General features: G+C 40.3%; 16 protein-coding genes and 2 tRNA genes. 2 read left to right on the forward strand and 16 right to left on the reverse strand.

The window, feature by feature from the left end; translation table 11 throughout:
* Positions 1 to 10: 10 nt before the first annotated feature.
* Positions 11 to 1,333 carry a spinster family MFS transporter gene (locus GARC_RS13850; protein ID WP_007621137.1) on the reverse strand — a complete coding sequence of 441 codons (1,323 nt, stop codon included), beginning with the start codon at positions 1,331 to 1,333 and terminating at the stop codon, positions 11 to 13.
* A gap of 219 nt (positions 1,334 to 1,552) precedes the next feature.
* On the opposite strand from GARC_RS13850, the gene GARC_RS13855 reads away from it, so the two are divergent.
* Positions 1,553 to 2,362 carry an acyl-CoA thioesterase gene (locus GARC_RS13855; RefSeq protein WP_007621138.1) on the forward strand — a complete coding sequence of 270 codons (810 nt, stop codon included), beginning with the start codon at positions 1,553 to 1,555 and terminating at the stop codon, positions 2,360 to 2,362.
* Between the two features lie 70 nt (positions 2,363 to 2,432).
* On the opposite strand, the gene GARC_RS13860 is transcribed toward GARC_RS13855, so the two are convergent.
* The 15 genes from GARC_RS13860 to aspS form a co-directional block, all read right to left on the reverse strand.
* On the reverse strand, positions 2,433 to 3,278 hold the full coding sequence (locus GARC_RS13860; RefSeq protein ID WP_007621139.1) for an HDOD domain-containing protein: 846 nt from the start codon (positions 3,276 to 3,278) through the stop codon (positions 2,433 to 2,435).
* 453 nt (positions 3,279 to 3,731) lie between these two features.
* Positions 3,732 to 3,807 (reverse strand) — tRNA-Lys (locus tag GARC_RS13865).
* A gap of 50 nt (positions 3,808 to 3,857) precedes the next feature.
* A tRNA-Lys gene (locus tag GARC_RS13870) sits at positions 3,858 to 3,933 on the reverse strand.
* 231 nt (positions 3,934 to 4,164) lie between these two features.
* Positions 4,165 to 4,911 (reverse strand): tol-pal system protein YbgF, encoded by a 747-nt coding sequence (gene ybgF, locus GARC_RS13875; RefSeq protein ID WP_007621141.1) that lies wholly within the window; start codon positions 4,909 to 4,911, stop codon positions 4,165 to 4,167.
* Positions 4,912 to 4,926: 15 nt separating this feature from the next.
* Positions 4,927 to 5,493 (reverse strand): peptidoglycan-associated lipoprotein Pal, encoded by a 567-nt coding sequence (gene pal, locus GARC_RS13880; protein WP_007621143.1) that lies wholly within the window; start codon positions 5,491 to 5,493, stop codon positions 4,927 to 4,929.
* Between the two features lie 43 nt (positions 5,494 to 5,536).
* The gene (tolB, locus tag GARC_RS13885) at positions 5,537 to 6,895 is read right to left on the reverse strand and encodes a Tol-Pal system beta propeller repeat protein TolB (RefSeq protein WP_039989682.1); all 1,359 of its coding nucleotides are present in this window, start codon (positions 6,893 to 6,895) and stop codon (positions 5,537 to 5,539) included.
* A gap of 11 nt (positions 6,896 to 6,906) precedes the next feature.
* Positions 6,907 to 7,800: a cell envelope integrity protein TolA gene (gene tolA / locus GARC_RS13890; RefSeq protein WP_007621154.1), complete on the reverse strand. Its 894-nt coding sequence runs from the start codon at positions 7,798 to 7,800 to the stop codon at positions 6,907 to 6,909.
* 8 nt (positions 7,801 to 7,808) lie between these two features.
* Positions 7,809 to 8,231: a protein TolR gene (gene tolR / locus GARC_RS13895; protein ID WP_007621155.1), complete on the reverse strand. Its 423-nt coding sequence runs from the start codon at positions 8,229 to 8,231 to the stop codon at positions 7,809 to 7,811.
* 11 nt (positions 8,232 to 8,242) lie between these two features.
* Entirely contained in the window at positions 8,243 to 8,953 is a 711-nt protein-coding gene (gene tolQ / locus GARC_RS13900) for a protein TolQ (RefSeq protein WP_007621156.1), read from the reverse strand.
* A complete protein-coding gene (gene ybgC, locus GARC_RS13905) occupies positions 8,943 to 9,347 on the reverse strand; it encodes a tol-pal system-associated acyl-CoA thioesterase (RefSeq protein WP_007621157.1) in 405 nt (134 codons plus the stop codon). The genes tolQ and ybgC overlap by 11 nt, the downstream gene beginning before the upstream one ends.
* A 619-nt stretch (positions 9,348 to 9,966) precedes the next feature.
* A complete protein-coding gene (gene ruvB, locus GARC_RS13910; protein WP_007621159.1) occupies positions 9,967 to 10,974 on the reverse strand; it encodes a Holliday junction branch migration DNA helicase RuvB in 1,008 nt (335 codons plus the stop codon).
* 98 nt (positions 10,975 to 11,072) lie between these two features.
* On the reverse strand, positions 11,073 to 11,696 hold the full coding sequence (gene ruvA / locus GARC_RS13915; protein ID WP_007621167.1) for a Holliday junction branch migration protein RuvA: 624 nt from the start codon (positions 11,694 to 11,696) through the stop codon (positions 11,073 to 11,075).
* A 42-nt stretch (positions 11,697 to 11,738) separates the two neighbouring features.
* Positions 11,739 to 12,260, reverse strand: a complete 522-nt coding sequence (gene ruvC / locus GARC_RS13920) for a crossover junction endodeoxyribonuclease RuvC (RefSeq protein WP_007621169.1) — start codon at positions 12,258 to 12,260, stop codon at positions 11,739 to 11,741.
* 48 nt (positions 12,261 to 12,308) lie between these two features.
* Entirely contained in the window at positions 12,309 to 12,758 is a 450-nt protein-coding gene (nudB, locus tag GARC_RS13925) for a dihydroneopterin triphosphate diphosphatase (RefSeq protein ID WP_085948791.1), read from the reverse strand.
* Between the two features lie 12 nt (positions 12,759 to 12,770).
* On the reverse strand, positions 12,771 to 14,537 hold the full coding sequence (gene aspS, locus GARC_RS13930) for an aspartate--tRNA ligase (RefSeq protein WP_007621175.1): 1,767 nt from the start codon (positions 14,535 to 14,537) through the stop codon (positions 12,771 to 12,773).
* 179 nt (positions 14,538 to 14,716) lie between these two features.
* Between aspS and GARC_RS13935 the strand changes: the two genes are divergently transcribed.
* On the forward strand, positions 14,717 to 15,598 hold the full coding sequence (locus GARC_RS13935) for an ABC transporter ATP-binding protein (RefSeq protein ID WP_007621176.1): 882 nt from the start codon (positions 14,717 to 14,719) through the stop codon (positions 15,596 to 15,598).
* The last annotated feature ends 1 nt before the right edge of the window (position 15,599 follow it).

The raw sequence follows: 15,599 nt of genomic DNA on the forward strand, positions 1-15,599 counted from the left end.
AAAACCCGCCTTAACCATTACGAATTTCTGCCGCTTTCCAATCAGTTGGTATATGTTTAGCCGTCCAAAAGAAAGCAATAATCGACACAATGTAAGGTACTGCTAGCCAAGATAATGACAATCTCAAAGCTTCAACTTCACCATGTTGTTCAGTATAAAAGTTACTCAGAATTCCAATAAAAGTTGGCCCGCCACCTAATGCAATAATATTTAGTACAAAGAAAAACAAAGCGGTAGACATAGCTCTTACTTTTACCGGTGCGAGAGTTTGCGCTAGTGCAAAAGAAGGCCCTAAATAAAAGCCGCTAGTAAAGAGCAAAATAGTCACCAAAGCGATAGACAATTCGAGAGACTCAACCTGCAATGACATATAATAAGCAGGCGCGCCCACAACCAAAGCTAATGCAGGCACTAGCCCATATGCACCTCGGTTAGTTTTACCCCATTTATCAACCAATACACCACCAAGCCAAACACCGCCGGCATATGCAGTACCATTGATTACCCCCAATATAATTAGAAACTGGGTGATATCTAAACCGGCATGAGCGCGCACATAAAAATCAATCATCCAAGTAGATATGGCGTAATTACCAAAAGAACCAAAAGAAATAGCAAAACACATCCCCCACCAAGACTTAATAGATAACAAAGCCTTGATGGATTGCCATGATTTACCTTGTGCTGAAGCTGTTTGCATATTACCGCTACGAGCAGGTTCTTTTACCGTCAACTTAAGCAATATGGCTAATATCACTCCAGGTAAACCAACCGCTATCATAACCATCCGCCAGTCGGCTTCACCACCTTTGAGAAAAAAGGCAGACGCAAAAAACGCTAACATAATGCCAAAAGGAATACCTAAAGAGTAAACAGCTAAAGCGCCAGCACGTTTTTCCTTGGGAAATAAATCAGAAAGAATCGAATGTGATGGTGGGCTACCACCTGCCTCACCAATACCCACACCGATACGAGCCAAAGCAAGTTGTGCGAAATTTCCAGCCAATCCTGATGCAGCGGTAAACCCGCTCCAAAGAGTAAGTGATATGACGACTATATTGACCCTACTGTACCTATCAGCAAGCCAAGCAATAGGAATACCTAACACTGTATATAACAACGCGAAGTATATACCTTTAAGCCAGCCTAGTTGCGCGTCATCGAGGCCTAAGTCAGCCTTTATGAAAGGCGACAAAATACCAATTATTTGTCGGTCTATAAAATTAAACGCATAAATCAGAGTCAAAATGAACAACACATAATTCCGATAACCATTCGATACCACTGGTGGAACTTCTGTGGATTCACTACTCAGTATTTTGTCACTTGCCATCTATGTATCCTTGGAACTCTGTATTTTATGCTTACCTCATGGTACGGGTGCAGAGCTACTAATTTCAAGCTAAATTGTTAACTTTTTGTAAACATAACAAATACTTATGTACAACCATAAAGACATGAAATCATCGAAGAACAACTAAACATTATGATAAAAGCATACAGATCTGACCAGTTTCTGAGCAATTATAGATTTAATGAGGCCAAGTAAGTTATGCATATTGATAAACTGTTAGATTCAGTTAAACAGCAAGCACAATCAAATATTAACGAGATTACACTATCAGTTACTAGCAGTTGGGAGCAAGGACGGACACTTTATGGGGGCATATCAGCCTCTCTGGTCTATCAGGCAATGCGTGAAGCCGTTAACTCTGAAAAGGTGATGCGTTCGTTAAGCACTAACTTTATAGGCCCTATACAGGCGAATAGTGAGTTTACCATTAGTGTTGAGGTTCTCAGGGAAGGCAAAAATGTGACTCAGGTTGTCGGGCGCTTAGTTCAAGACAACAAAGTGGCTGTGATGAGCCAAGCGAGCTTTGGTATTGCTCGAGAGTCTAAGGTTAACGTACCCAATAATCTGCAACACAATATGGACTACCCGCAAAAACCGAAACTCATGCCGCATATCCCTAAGGTGACACCAAAATTTATAGGGAATTTCAATTTAGCAAAAAATAAAGGCGGATGGCCATTTACTGGTAAAAAGGAAAGTGATTTACACGGATGGATGCGTTTTAAAGAACAGCCAAATGACTTTTCTGACGCACATTTAATAGCGTTAATTGATATTTGGCCACCAACCGTTTTACAAATGTTACGCTGGCCTACTATGGCCAGTACTATGAGTTGGAATCTAGAGTTTATACATCCACATCAAAAAATATCAGGCAGTGATTGGTTTGCTTATCAAGCCCACACTCGCCAAGCAGCTGATGGATATGCACATACAGAAGCCAACATCTGGGACAAGCATGGTTCGTTAGTCGCTATTAGTAGGCAGGTAGTGGCAGTATTTGCTTAATTGTAATTATCCCCATAGCAGCTCAAACTCCGGCGGGCCCGGAATTTTGAGCTGCTATGGATAAATGCTTTTAGAACATTGCGAATGAAGAAGGGCTAAACAAGGCCAAGGCACTCATTAACTGCAAATTACTAAAATCCAGAGCATTGTTTACACAGTCTAAGCCAATCCCTAGACTTTCGTACATTTCCTCGGTCACATCGGCATGAATTGAATACATATCACTATTAACGTTATTAAGCGCTAATAGGTAAGCCAATTGAATAATTTTTTCTTCTTTGTTACTTGCAGTATGTTCAGCAACATGTGTTTTTGACACAATTTGTGAAATATCGGAAGGTATACCCCATAGTTTTAATAGTTCAGTTGAGATATCAACGTAAGAAAAACCAAGATTCATTTTTTGTAACATCAAGGGGGTGTTTTCACTTGATATGTCCGTACATTTTTTCGCTACCTCTGGATTTAACTGCACCATAACCAGTTCACCGAGGTTGTGTAACAAACCACACACAAATAATTTTTCTGGCTCTTTTAAGCCTAATTCCTCGGCGAAATATCTGCATAACAAAGCACAACTTACACCTTGCTCCCAGAACTTTTCTAAATCGACTACATTAGGATCAATCTGTTTAAAAGCACTTGCCACACCGTATGCTAATACAAGATCATAGATAGAACGGGTACCAATCACCTGAATCGACTTTGTAACAGTGGTAATGGTATTTGGAAATTTATACAGGGCGCTGTTAGAAATTTTCAAGACTTGTGTCATGATTGCAGGATCATAATTAATCACTTCTGCAATATCTTCCATAGAAGTAGCATCATCATCAATTAACTGCTTTATCTTTATGACCGCTTCAGGCAACACAAAAACATCACCAGCGTTTACTGCATAGTCTTGTACATTCATTTAATTACTTCACCTTAAAGTCTGTAGCACCGATTGTAATCTATGATTGATCTCTCTGCATGTCCAATATTATTAAATAACCAGAATTCAGGATAAACAGCAAAAACATAGATAAAGTCGAGTTTGGGTTTAACCAGTTTCTTTAGCAGCACCGCTGCGCCTAGTTAAACAATCCGACAAGCGACCGCCATGGATGGCGGAAGGTAGAACAATGCAGGAGCAATTGTCGAGAAGTCGGATTTGGGTGAAGCCAGAATTTTTAGCTGCACCGCAGCGCCTGGCTGAACAATCTGACATGGAAGTCAGATTTGGGTGCATATCATCAGGGATGTGTATTTGACTACAACAAAGATTATATAAAACTAATTAGCTTCTTAGCTGACAGTAAATGGACAAACTGGATTTATATCAGCTCAAAGGAAATATTTAGGTACTTGGAGATTTTTAGAAAGATGGTGGGTCGTGCTGGATTCGAACCAGCGACCAATTGATTAAAAGTCAACTGCTCTACCAGCTGAGCTAACGACCCATCGATTAAAATTGTATGCAGTGTTCACAGTACTTGTGATTTAAGAAAAGTGGTGGGTCGTGCTGGATTCGAACCAGCGACCAATTGATTAAAAGTCAACTGCTCTACCAGCTGAGCTAACGACCCACTTTCAATTTTCTTTCTCCCTCACTGCGAGAGGCGGCATATAATACTCAATTGAAATGACAGTGCAAGCCTAATGGCATTATTATTTCAATAATCCCAACTGTTTGCTGAAAAACCGAACGATAGTGAATTTCAAAAGACATAATAGAGAAAAAAAAACTAAATAAAGTGCCTGTCAATATCTAATATGCACATTAACGCACAATAGAAATCGACAGGAAATAATATTTTTTAAAGTCCCTTGAGTCGCTTTTCAGCCAATTTTGCTGAAGACGAATCAGAAAATTCAGCAACAACTTGTTCCCAAAGTTGTTTAGCACGAGCAGCATTCCCACGTTCCATTTCAGTTATTCCTAACTTTAATGTGGCATCAGCTCTTTTACTCGAATCTGGATAATCAGTAATTAAAGACTGAAATTGTGCACCTGCACCAGCCCAATCTTGTTTATTAAACAATAACTGCCCTAACCAATAATGCGCATTTGGGACATAACTCGAGTTCGGGAAGTTTTGTAAAAATGTTTGAAACTCAGGGATTGCTTGATCATACAACCTATCTTTAAGGATCAAGTTCACTGCTTTATCATAGGCTTCATTCTCATTCGCAGATAAAGGTGCTTCTGAAGTTGCAGATGCAGTGTTGACGGTCTCGGCTGGTAATGTAGAAGTTTGCGTATTAACTGCCGCAATACGCTTGTCTATTTCCAGATAAAGCTCTCTTTGACGTTCAAGAACTTTCTCTAACTGATAATTTTGTACTTCTATGGCCCCACGAAGCTCATTCACTTCGTTCTGCATCACATCAAGCTGTTCTTGCTGGCGATGTTGTGCATCTGTGCGCAACGAAAATTTTCTTTCTAGCTCTGCGATACGTTGATCGCTACTGCTACTGGTAACATCTGTCACAGGCGCAGGAGCCGCAATAACTGCGGCTCCATATAGCCCTAGCAAAGTTATCGCTAAGGTGCGTTTCATCATATTAGACTTCTATTATTAATAAACCAAAACACCGCGACGGTTTTCAGCAAAAGCCGCTTCAGATGAAGAATTGTTAACAGGTTTTTCTTCACCGTAAGACACAACAGAAATCTGTGAAGGGCTCACACCAGCGTTTAATAAATAGGTTTGCACTGATTTAGCACGAGTCTCACCTAACGCAATATTATATTCAGGTGTACCACGGCTATCACAATGGCCTTCAATCACTACTGATTGGCCGCTATTTTTCACTAAAAACGCAGCGTGTTGATCTAAAACCCCATAATATTTAGAACTAATACCGGCTCTGTCAAAATCAAAATAAACCAACTGATTATTTTCTAACGCCATTAATTCTTGCTTCATTTCTTCTGCAGGAGTCATCATAGGTGCAACTTTACCAGCCTCAACCATTGAATCACGTGCTTCTTGCGCTTTACGATCGGCTACTGCTTGCTCTTGGGCAATTCTTGCGTTTTCAGTAGCAGCATTAGCTGCACTATCATCTGTTGATGTACAAGCCATCATAGTTACAACTGGAAGAGCTATAACCAACCCTTTAAAAATTTTATTTAGTTGCATTCTTTTTTCCTATTTTTATCGAATTTAAGTAAAAATGTAAAATTTAACGTAAAAATGGTGACCATGTCGGAGCTTTCACCTGACCATCGGCTGCTGGTAAAAGTGCTTTAAATCTGCCATCCAAAGACACCAAAGACAAAACCTGCTTTCCTTGATGCAATGTACTGTAAATAATCATACTGCCATTAGGGGCAATACTAGGTGATTCATCTAAATAGGTTTTAGTTAATACCTGTAGATTGCCATTTGTCAAATCTTGTCGTGATATATGATATTTACCACGAGTACGATTGACCATCACCATTTGTTTGCCGTCTGGGGTAATAGTCCCCCCTAAGTTCATTTCGCCTTCAAAAGTCAAGCGACGAACTTTACCTGATGCTAAATTTACGCGATATATCTGAGGTTTACCACCCCGTTCTGAACTAAATATTAAGCTCTGGCTATCTGGAGCCCAGCTTGGTTCAGTATCAATCGCTCTATTTTTAGTCACTCTACGCAGCTGCTTACTAGCAATATTCATCACATACAGTTCAGAATTACCGTCTTTTGATAACACCATAGCTAGGGTTTTACCATCAGGCGAGAACTTTGGAGAACCATTAATACCAGGAAAACTGGTCATTTGGGTTCTATTCATGGTGTAAATATCTTGGATAAATATTTGCGAACGCTTATTTTCAAAACTAACGTAAGCTAGTTTAGTGCCATCAGGTGACCAAGAAGGAGACATTAACGGCTCTGGTGAACGCAACAAAGTGGTTTCGTTGGCACCGTCATAGTCAGCCACAACTAACTGAAAGGGTAATTCATGAACATTTTTATCTCGTACTATGACATAAGCAATACGGGTTAAAAACGCTCCCCTCTCACCCGTCAACTTTTCGTAGACCACATCACTTATTCGATGAGAATGTCGCCTAAAGTCATTGCCAGAAATAGTCATTCTACTCACAGCCAAGACATGGTCAGTGCTCGAAACTAATTTTCCGCCACTTAACACTTGGGACTGACCACCAGTAATTTGACCACGCAATACATCGATTAATTCATAAGACACCGTATATCTATCAATGCCAGATAGCTCAACGGTACCGACCAACACAGCTTCAATACCTTTTGATGCCCATGCACTGTAGTCCACATCTTTATCCGCAGTTGGATATTGCGGCATATCGTTAGTAGCAATTGGATTAAATTTGCCACTGCGACGTAAATCAGCAGCAATCACATCGGTAAGTTTTTCTGGCATAACGCCTTCACCAATCCATTTGAACGGCACCACTCCTATTGGTCGAGAGGAATCTATACCTTCAGTAATAACAATTTCCAGTGCTGCAAAGCTTCGAAAACTGACTGACAAAATAAAAAATGAAAGCAATAATTGCTTAGTTTTGGACATAGTTTTAAACATTATATTTCCGGTGCAAAAGTAAAATTAATATCGCGCAATTGTTCATACACATCTGGTTCGCTAGAAACTGGTAATTCAACTGCTTTTAGAATTGCGGCCTTTCCCGCCCTACAAACTAGAGGATCGCCTCCTAGTTCTTTAACTTGTATCACCAATCCATTCGATGCTAAACGAATATTAAAACGGCAAGATTTACCTTTCATCGCATCATCAGTAAATAAGTTGCGCTGAATTGTCTGTCTAATCAGCGCTTGATATTTTTGCACTTCTGTCAACACTTGTTTATTTCTTCTTTGCTGTCTTGTGGCCTGCTCTGCTTGTAGTTGTTCATCAAGAATTTTTTCTTGTTCAGCCTTTTCCTTTGCCTCTTGGCGCTTTCGCTCGGCTTCTTTTAACGCTTTTTCTTCTTTCTGGCGTTTTTCCTTAGCTTTTCTAGCTTGATCATCAGCTTTTTTCTTTTCTAGCTCTTTACGTTTACGATCATCTTCAAGCTGTTTAGCTTTAGCCTTCTCTTGTTTTTGTTTCTCTCTTGCAGCCACAGCAGCTTGTTCAGCTTTTTTCTTATCCACTTGCTGTTTTTTAGTTTCTTCTTTCAATTTTGATACTTCTGATTCTTGTTGCTTGCGTTTTTTTTCTGCATCTGCAGCTCTACGCTCAAGCTCTTTCACGCGGCTTTCTTCTTTTAAGCGTTTAGCTTTTTGTTCATCCTTGACCTTTTGCACTTGTTCTTGCAATTGATTTTCATCTATAACTTTCGCTTCAATAATAGGTTGCGGATTAAAAGGCTCAGGTGTCTCATTGGACATAGAAAAATGCCCGCTTATTAGCAAAGCAACCACTACTGCTATGTGCAGAAATAACGAAATAGAAAGTGCGATACGCAACTTAGACATTTTGTCTATTAACCTTCAGGAGGCGTGGTCATTAAACCAACTGAAGGCGCACCAGCCCGCTGTAACAACACCATCAATTGCACTACTTCACTGTAAGCAACAGCGCCATCACCTTTAACAACTACAGGTGTATTTGGTTCAACGCGCAGCTGCGCAGCCACTAAAGTTGCCAAATCGACAGCTGACATAGGATCTTTTTGACTATCCCCCACATTCAAAAAATATTGCCCTTGGGCATCTACAGAAGCCACCAAAGGAGGTTTTGACTCCTCATCCAAGGGTTGGGCCTGTGCTTTAGGTAAATCGACTTTTACCCCTTGAGTAACAAGTGGTGCTGTAACCATAAAAATAATCAACAGCACTAACATCACATCAATATAGGGAACCACATTAATTTCTGAAACTGGGCGTCTACGTTTTCTTACATACATAATCAATCAGCCTAAGCAGCGGGTTGGGCTGAGTGAGAAGTATCCGCAGCTGACGATAATGCTTGTCTATACAAAATACTCGAAAACTCCTCCATAAAATTACCATAGCTATTTTCAAGTTTTTCTACTTGATGACTAAACCGGTTGTAGGCGATTACGGCTGGTATAGCAGCGAATAAGCCCATTGCGGTGGCAATCAGTGCTTCAGCAATACCTGGAGCGACCATGGAAAGAGTAGCTTGTTGTTGACCACCTAAAGCGATAAACGAATTCATTATCCCCCACACTGTGCCAAACAAACCAATATAAGGACTAATGGAGCCAGTCGTGGCCAAAAAGGGCAAACGACTTTCCAAGCTGTCTATTTCACGAGATAAAGACACTCGCATAGCTCTTGAAGTGCCTTCCATAGTTGCTTCTGCTGGCGTGGATGGGTTTTTGCGAGAGCGAACAAACTCCTTAAAACCGGCACAGAACATACTAGCCATGCCTTCCAAAGATTGACGCGCAGCCAATTCTTTATAAAACTGATTAAGGTCAACCCCAGACCAAAATTTGTCTTCAAACTTTTTCATCTCAGACCGAGCTAAATTCAGCGCACGACTGCGTTCAAAAATAAATGCCCATGAAGCAATAGATGCTCCAAACAATAACAACATAACCAGTTGCACAAGCAAACTGGCCTCTAAAATAAGATCTACAAAAGATATCTCAGATGACACGTGAAAATTCCCCTAAAATTTTGTCGGGAATAGCTTGTGGTTTCATATTAGATAAATTGACACAAGCCACTCTGATTAACGCACTGACCAAACATTGTTTGTTTGGACTTATTATTATTTGTTTGAACACTAAACTCGCACGCTTCAATTCTACTATTTCAGACTGAATACACAACAATTCATTGAAACGAGCAGGCGCGTGATTGTCCATTTCAACACGTTTGACGACAAAACCCACGGAACGTTCCAAAAGAATGTCTTGATCTGTACCCATTTGCCTTAACCATTCAGTTCTAGCACGCTCCAAAAACTTAAGATAGTTAGCATAATAAACTATGCCTCCTGCATCAGTGTCTTCGTAATACACTCGCACATTGTGACTATGTTTAATCATGATAAAAGTACTTTTATAGGTTTAATGAGATAGGTCGTGCTTTTTACACACTTAAATTAAAAATAACAAACATCTCAAGCTGTGAATCTTTATGCTATCAAACAAAATTAATTTGCGAACTGCATTTTTTTTAAAATCAATGAAAAGCGTTTCTATTCATAAACTTAATGAAAATAATGCAAATCTCCAAAAACAATATCATTAGTTTATAAACGAATAATTATTCACCCAAGCCAAACTAACATTAAGATAACAAAACAATAACAAGCAACAGTAATAATAATGGTTTAAAAATCAAACAAAATAAATATTCTTTAAAATTCATAATGTTATGCATAATATTTATTATATTTCTCAATTAATCAAAAATAAAACTTTAAATGCATTAGTTTTTCTAATTGATAAGTTAATTTAATTCAATTGAATATTTAAATTAAATAACTAGAATACGTCTTGTTTCCTGAACTGCACATTGTTTTCCACTTGAGGCAAAATGATGCGGCGCTGAGTTTATTTGACATGTTCCCTGGATTTATTTCCTTTAACACTAGTTGTTTGGCCCACATTTAATATGTGGGCTTTTTTTTTACTTAAAATTTATAAATCAAAGCAACAGCCATTATTCAGGCGAATAATCTTTGCCAAAGTGCAAGAAAGCACGTTGCGAGGCGATCCGACCTCTAGGAGTACGTTGCAAAAAGCCCTGCTGGATCAAAAAGGGCTCAATCACATCTTCAATGGTTTCTCTTTCTTCACCTATGGCCGCTGCTAAGTTATCTAGTCCCACAGGACCCCCCATAAAGGTTTCAATGATGGCCAGCAGTAGCTTACGATCCATATAATCAAGGCCCTCTTTATCGACGTCCAATATATCCAACGCTTGGCTAGCCACGTCTAGGGTAATATTTCCATCGGATCGTACTTCAGCAAAGTCTCTCACTCGTCGCAGCAAACGGTTGCTAATTCGAGGGGTGCCTCTGGAGCGCCTAGCAATCTCCACTGCTCCTTCTGGCTGCAAAGTTAAGTTTAAATAATTAGCCGAGCGTTTTACAATTTGGGTGAGATCTTTAATATTATAAAATTCAAGACGCTGCACTATGCCAAAACGATCTCTAAGAGGTGAGGTTAACGAGCCAGCTCTTGTTGTTGCACCTATTAAGGTAAAAGGTGGTAATTCTAATTTGATAGAGCGAGCTGCTGGTCCTTCTCCAATCATAATATCCAGTTGGTAATCTTCCATTGCAGGATAAAGAATCTCTTCTACTACTGAACTAAGACGATGGATTTCATCAATAAATAACACATCGTTTTCTTCAAGGTTAGTCAAAAGCGCAGCTAAATCACCGGCTTTTTCAAGTACTGGTCCAGAGGTGGTTTTAATATTAACGCCCATCTCATTTGCCACAATATTCGCTAATGTGGTTTTACCTAATCCGGGGGGACCAAATATGAGTAAGTGATCTAAGGCATCACTACGTTTGCGCGCTGCCTCAATAAAAATTTCCATTTGGGAGCAAACATGATCTTGTCCAGTATAATCAGCCAACATTTTAGGTCGTATAGCACGATCAACAACTTCATCTTCGTGGCTGGCGGTAGGTTTTACTATGCGGTCTGCTTCAATCATGCTGTGTTTTACTAATAGTTATAAGTAGTGTTTTTTTATACAGTAACAAAATTATTGAAAGCCGTCTGTAAAAGACTTAATGCACTGCAATATTTTTATTAAACCATTGCTCGTAAGGCTTCTCGAATAAGTGCTTCGCTGCTGATTTCATCTTTATATACAGCGTTTATTACTCTAATAGCTTGTGGGGGTTTGTATCCCAAAGCAATCAGCGCACTTAAGGCTTCTTCTTTTGCGTCGGTACGTCGCACAAAGGTATTTTCTACAGGTAAATCCGGTGTCAGATGTACTGTTTCTGTATATCCCTGCTCTTTGGCTAACTTACTTAACCTATCACGCATTTCAATAACTAAGCGCTCAGCGGTTTTTTTACCCACTCCAGGAAGTTTGGTTAAGCCTGTCACATCTTCCATACTGACACATTGCATAAACTGTTGGGCGTTCATACCAGATAAGATAGTTAACGCCAGTTTTGGCCCCACGCCGCTGGCTTTTATTAATTCACGAAAAACTGCACGTTCTTGTTTATTGGCAAAACCAAATAGCAGTTGCGCATCTTCACGCACCACAAAATGAATACATAAATTAGCTTCTTGGCCAATTTCGGGCAATTGATAAAAACTAGTCATGGGCACTTGAACTTCATAACCCACGCCCCCCGCTTCTATCAAAATTTCAGGTGGTTGTTTTTCGAGAATGATGCCACGAATATTACCAATCATTTTATTTCCTTGTAATTAAAAGCAACGGCTAGCGCAATTGTCCTATCTCAGGCGACCACGTACAGTTTTAGTCGCTTGACCTGACATTTTAATTAGGCTTTGTTGGGTGTGATTGTGACACAAGGCCACTGCCAGAGCATCAGCTGCATCGGCTTGAGGTTTAGCTGCTAACCCTAACAAATAAGTCACCATGTGCTGTACTTGAGATTTATCTGCGCTGCCTTTACCTACAACTGATTGTTTAATTTGCCTTGCCGAATATTCAGCAACAGGTAAATCAAAAAAAGTAGCCGCCACTATCGCCGCACCTCTCGCTTGACCCAATTTTAATGCTGAGTCAGGATTTTTTGCCATAAAAACTTGTTCGATAGCAAACTCAGTAGGTTGGAATTGGTTGATAATTTCTCTTACACCATCGAAGATTTGTTTTAACCTTGGCGCCAGCTCGTCGCCTTGCAAACGAATACAACCACTACCTATATATTCAGATTTCTGGCCAACTTTTTTTATGACACCATAACCGGTAATACGAGAGCCGGGATCAATACCCAAAATAATCGTCATGAGTTTATCACTCGATAAATCACAGTAGCGGGTTTAGGGTGATTGTGTTTATAAATTGCTATCTGGCACATATAAAGAGATTGCCTCGCGATTAGTATCCGACCACACTTTTTCCATAGCAGATTGTTTGTCTAACCATAAATAGGCAGAGTGTTCTGTTAACGCTATGATTTGATCATTGGCTACAGCAACCGAGAATACATGTTCAGTGTTGAAAGGAGTATTAGGTGGATAGCGGTGTTTCCATCTATCGCGGATTTCATAGGTATTAATTTTTTGGCAATCAATCAGCTCGTAGCCACATCGAGTAATTTCAATACTGGTTTCTTCCAACACCTCACGACGCGCAGTTTCACAAGGATCTTCACCTTGCTCCAAAGTACCAGTCACAGATTGCCAAAATTCGGGATCATCGTTCCTCTGCATCACCAACACCTGCCCAGAGCGATTATAAACAACCGTCAGGGCAGATTGAGGAATACGATAATTAGAACTCACAGTATTAATGAATTAATCCGCTTTTTTTTCAATAACCGTTTGAATTGAAAGTTCTTTAAGTTGCTCAGGATTGGCTTCACCCGGTGCGTTTGTTAAAGGACAAGCCGCAGTGTTGGTTTTAGGAAACGCCATCACGTCACGAATAGACGTAGCGCCAGTCATCAACATCACCAAACGGTCTAAACCGAAGGCTAAACCTGCATGAGGCGGGGCACCAAACTTAAGGGCTTCAAGTAAGAAACCAAATTTCACTTCGGCTTCTTCATCACTGATACCTAACAATGAAAACACTTTGGCTTGCATATCTTCTTTATGAATACGAACCGAACCGCCACCCAACTCACAACCATTAAGTACCATGTCGTAAGCATTTGACAAGGCACCTGCTGGGTTTGCTGCTAGTTCATCTGGGGTCATATTTCTTGGTGCAGTGAACGGATGATGCAATGCATGGAATTGACCATCAAACTCTTCAAACATAGGGAAATCCACAACCCAAAGTGGTTTCCACTGTCCTTCTAATAACTCTAAGTCTTCACCTAATTTAAGTCTTAATGCACCAAGCGCTTCAGTGACCACAGTATTGCTGTCGGCACCAAACAATAGAATGTCGCCACTTTGAGCGCCACTGCGCTCAACAATAGCTTTGGCTACATCTTCATTTAAGAACTTAAGGATTGGCGATTGTAATCCTTCCATACCAGCTGCAAGGTCGTTCACTTTCATCCACGCTAAACCTTTAGCACCATAAATGCCGACAAATTTACCGTAGTCGTCGATTTGTTTACGAGATAACTTGGCCCCACCTGGAACACGGATCACCGCAACACGCCCTTTAGCGTCATTAGCTGGACCAGAGAACACTTTAAATTCAACGTCTTTAAGTAAATCAGCTATATCCGTTAATTCTAGTGGGTTACGTAAATCAGGTTTGTCGCTACCAAAACGGCGCATTGCATCGGCGTAAGTCATGCTTGGAAATTCCCCCAAGTCGACTGACAACATTTTTTGGAATAAATCCCGTATTAAACCTTCAGTTATCGCCATCACACCTTCGGCATCTAAGAAGGTAGTTTCAATATCAATCTGGGTAAATTCAGGTTGGCGATCAGCTCGCAAATCTTCATCACGGAAACACTTTACGATCTGATAATATTTGTCCATGCCCGACATCATCAACAATTGTTTAAACAATTGTGGCGATTGAGGCAAAGCAAAAAACTGACCTTTGTGAGTACGGCTCGGTACTAAATAATCGCGGGCGCCTTCTGGCGTAGCTTTAGTCAAGATCGGCGTTTCGATATCCAAGAAACCATCGTTTTCAAGATAGCCACGTACTGTGCTGGTCACTTTGGCTCTAAATTTCAAACGATCGCTCATCAATGGACGACGTAAATCAAGGTAGCGATATTTTAGACGTTGTTCTTCAGAATTTTCTTGATTCCAATCTAGCGGTAATGCAGCAGATTTATTTAGGATAGTCAGAGACTGACCGAGCATTTCAATTTCGCCGGTAGACATGTCTTTGTTTACTTGACCTTCAGGCCTAGCGCGCACTAATCCAGTTAACTGCACACAAAACTCATTACGTAGGCTAATTGCAGTTTCGAAAACATCGGCTAAATCAGGATCAAATACTACTTGTACTACACCTTCGCGATCCCGAAGGTCGAGAAAAATAACCCCACCTAAATCACGACTACGATTAACCCAGCCACACAAAGTGACGGTTTGTCCGAGATAAGATGAATTGATATTGCCACAATAGTCTGTGCGCATGAAAAACGACCTCTAAAAACGTAAACACTGATGAAAAATTAAGGCCGCGTAGTATAAACCAGATCAGCGGCCTCCTAAATTAAATTCTCGGTTTTCGTAAGAAAATGTTGCTTCTATAGACTAAGTGTTACGAATTCTGCATATTTGCAGCAATAAATACTAAAAACAGGGATCAAGCGATGCTAAAAATAAAAGACATATCAAAAACTTACGACAACGGGGTAAAAGCCCTTAACAATGTTAATTTAGATATTCCCAAAGGAATGTTTGGTTTACTTGGTCCTAATGGTGCGGGTAAATCCAGTTTGATGCGCACCATAGCGACTTTACAACAAGCAGATACAGGCAGTATCCAGTTTGACGATATTGATGTACTTACCCAACCAAACGAACTACGTCAACGCCTCGGCTATTTACCGCAAGATTTTGGGGTTTACCCACGTATTAGTGCTTATGAATTATTGGATCATCTAGCAATTTTAAAAGGCATTGCTAACAAAGGTGAACGCAAAGAAGCAGTGGATGGATTATTAGCCCACACCAATTTATTTCAACATCGTAAAAAAGCAGTCAGTGGATTTTCTGGCGGCATGCGTCAGCGGTTTGGTATTGCTCAGGCTTTATTGGGTGATCCCGACTTACTGATAGTAGATGAACCCACTGCCGGTCTTGATCCAGAAGAACGCAATCGCTTTCATAATCTACTTGTGACCCTAGGTGAGGAAAAAGTCATTATCTTGTCGACCCATATAGTGGATGACGTATCAGAGTTATGCCCGAATATGGCTGTGCTTGGCAATGGCCAAATTTTATTACAAGGCAACCCCTTAGATGTAACTGCTGACTTAAATGGGCAAATTTGGCGTAAAACTGTGTCGATTGAAGAAGCAGCCGTATTGGAAAACACTTTACCTGTTATCTCAAAACGTTTGTTCGCGGGCCGCACAGTTTTACATGTGTTAGCACCTGATGCGCCTGAAGGATTTGAAACTGCCCCAGCGACTTTAGAAGATGTGTATTTTTCTACCTTACACAATTCTCGTTCGACTCAAGCAGCCTAAG

It is taken from the genome of Paraglaciecola arctica BSs20135 (assembly GCF_000314995.1).
GTDB classification, from domain to species: Bacteria; Pseudomonadota; Gammaproteobacteria; order Enterobacterales; family Alteromonadaceae; genus Paraglaciecola; species Paraglaciecola arctica.

Bases quoted from the DNA above. Each gene is read 5' to 3' on its own strand.
- GARC_RS13850 (WP_007621137.1), bottom strand. From the start codon at position 1,333: ATGGCAAGTGACAAAATACTGAGTAGTGAATCCACAGAAGTTCCACCA.
- GARC_RS13855 (WP_007621138.1), top strand. From the start codon at position 1,553: ATGCATATTGATAAACTGTTAGATTCAGTTAAACAGCAAGCACAATCA.
- GARC_RS13860 (WP_007621139.1), bottom strand. From the start codon at position 3,278: ATGAATGTACAAGACTATGCAGTAAACGCTGGTGATGTTTTTGTGTTG.
- ybgF (WP_007621141.1), bottom strand. From the start codon at position 4,911: ATGATGAAACGCACCTTAGCGATAACTTTGCTAGGGCTATATGGAGCC.
- pal (WP_007621143.1), bottom strand. From the start codon at position 5,493: ATGCAACTAAATAAAATTTTTAAAGGGTTGGTTATAGCTCTTCCAGTT.
- tolB (WP_039989682.1), bottom strand. From the start codon at position 6,895: ATGTCCAAAACTAAGCAATTATTGCTTTCATTTTTTATTTTGTCAGTC.
- tolA (WP_007621154.1), bottom strand. From the start codon at position 7,800: ATGTCTAAGTTGCGTATCGCACTTTCTATTTCGTTATTTCTGCACATA.
- tolR (WP_007621155.1), bottom strand. From the start codon at position 8,231: ATGTATGTAAGAAAACGTAGACGCCCAGTTTCAGAAATTAATGTGGTT.
- ybgC (WP_007621157.1), bottom strand. From the start codon at position 9,347: ATGATTAAACATAGTCACAATGTGCGAGTGTATTACGAAGACACTGAT.
- ruvB (WP_007621159.1), bottom strand. From the start codon at position 10,974: ATGATTGAAGCAGACCGCATAGTAAAACCTACCGCCAGCCACGAAGAT.
- ruvA (WP_007621167.1), bottom strand. From the start codon at position 11,696: ATGATTGGTAATATTCGTGGCATCATTCTCGAAAAACAACCACCTGAA.
- ruvC (WP_007621169.1), bottom strand. From the start codon at position 12,260: ATGACGATTATTTTGGGTATTGATCCCGGCTCTCGTATTACCGGTTAT.
- aspS (WP_007621175.1), bottom strand. From the start codon at position 14,537: ATGCGCACAGACTATTGTGGCAATATCAATTCATCTTATCTCGGACAA.
- GARC_RS13935 (WP_007621176.1), top strand. From the start codon at position 14,717: ATGCTAAAAATAAAAGACATATCAAAAACTTACGACAACGGGGTAAAA.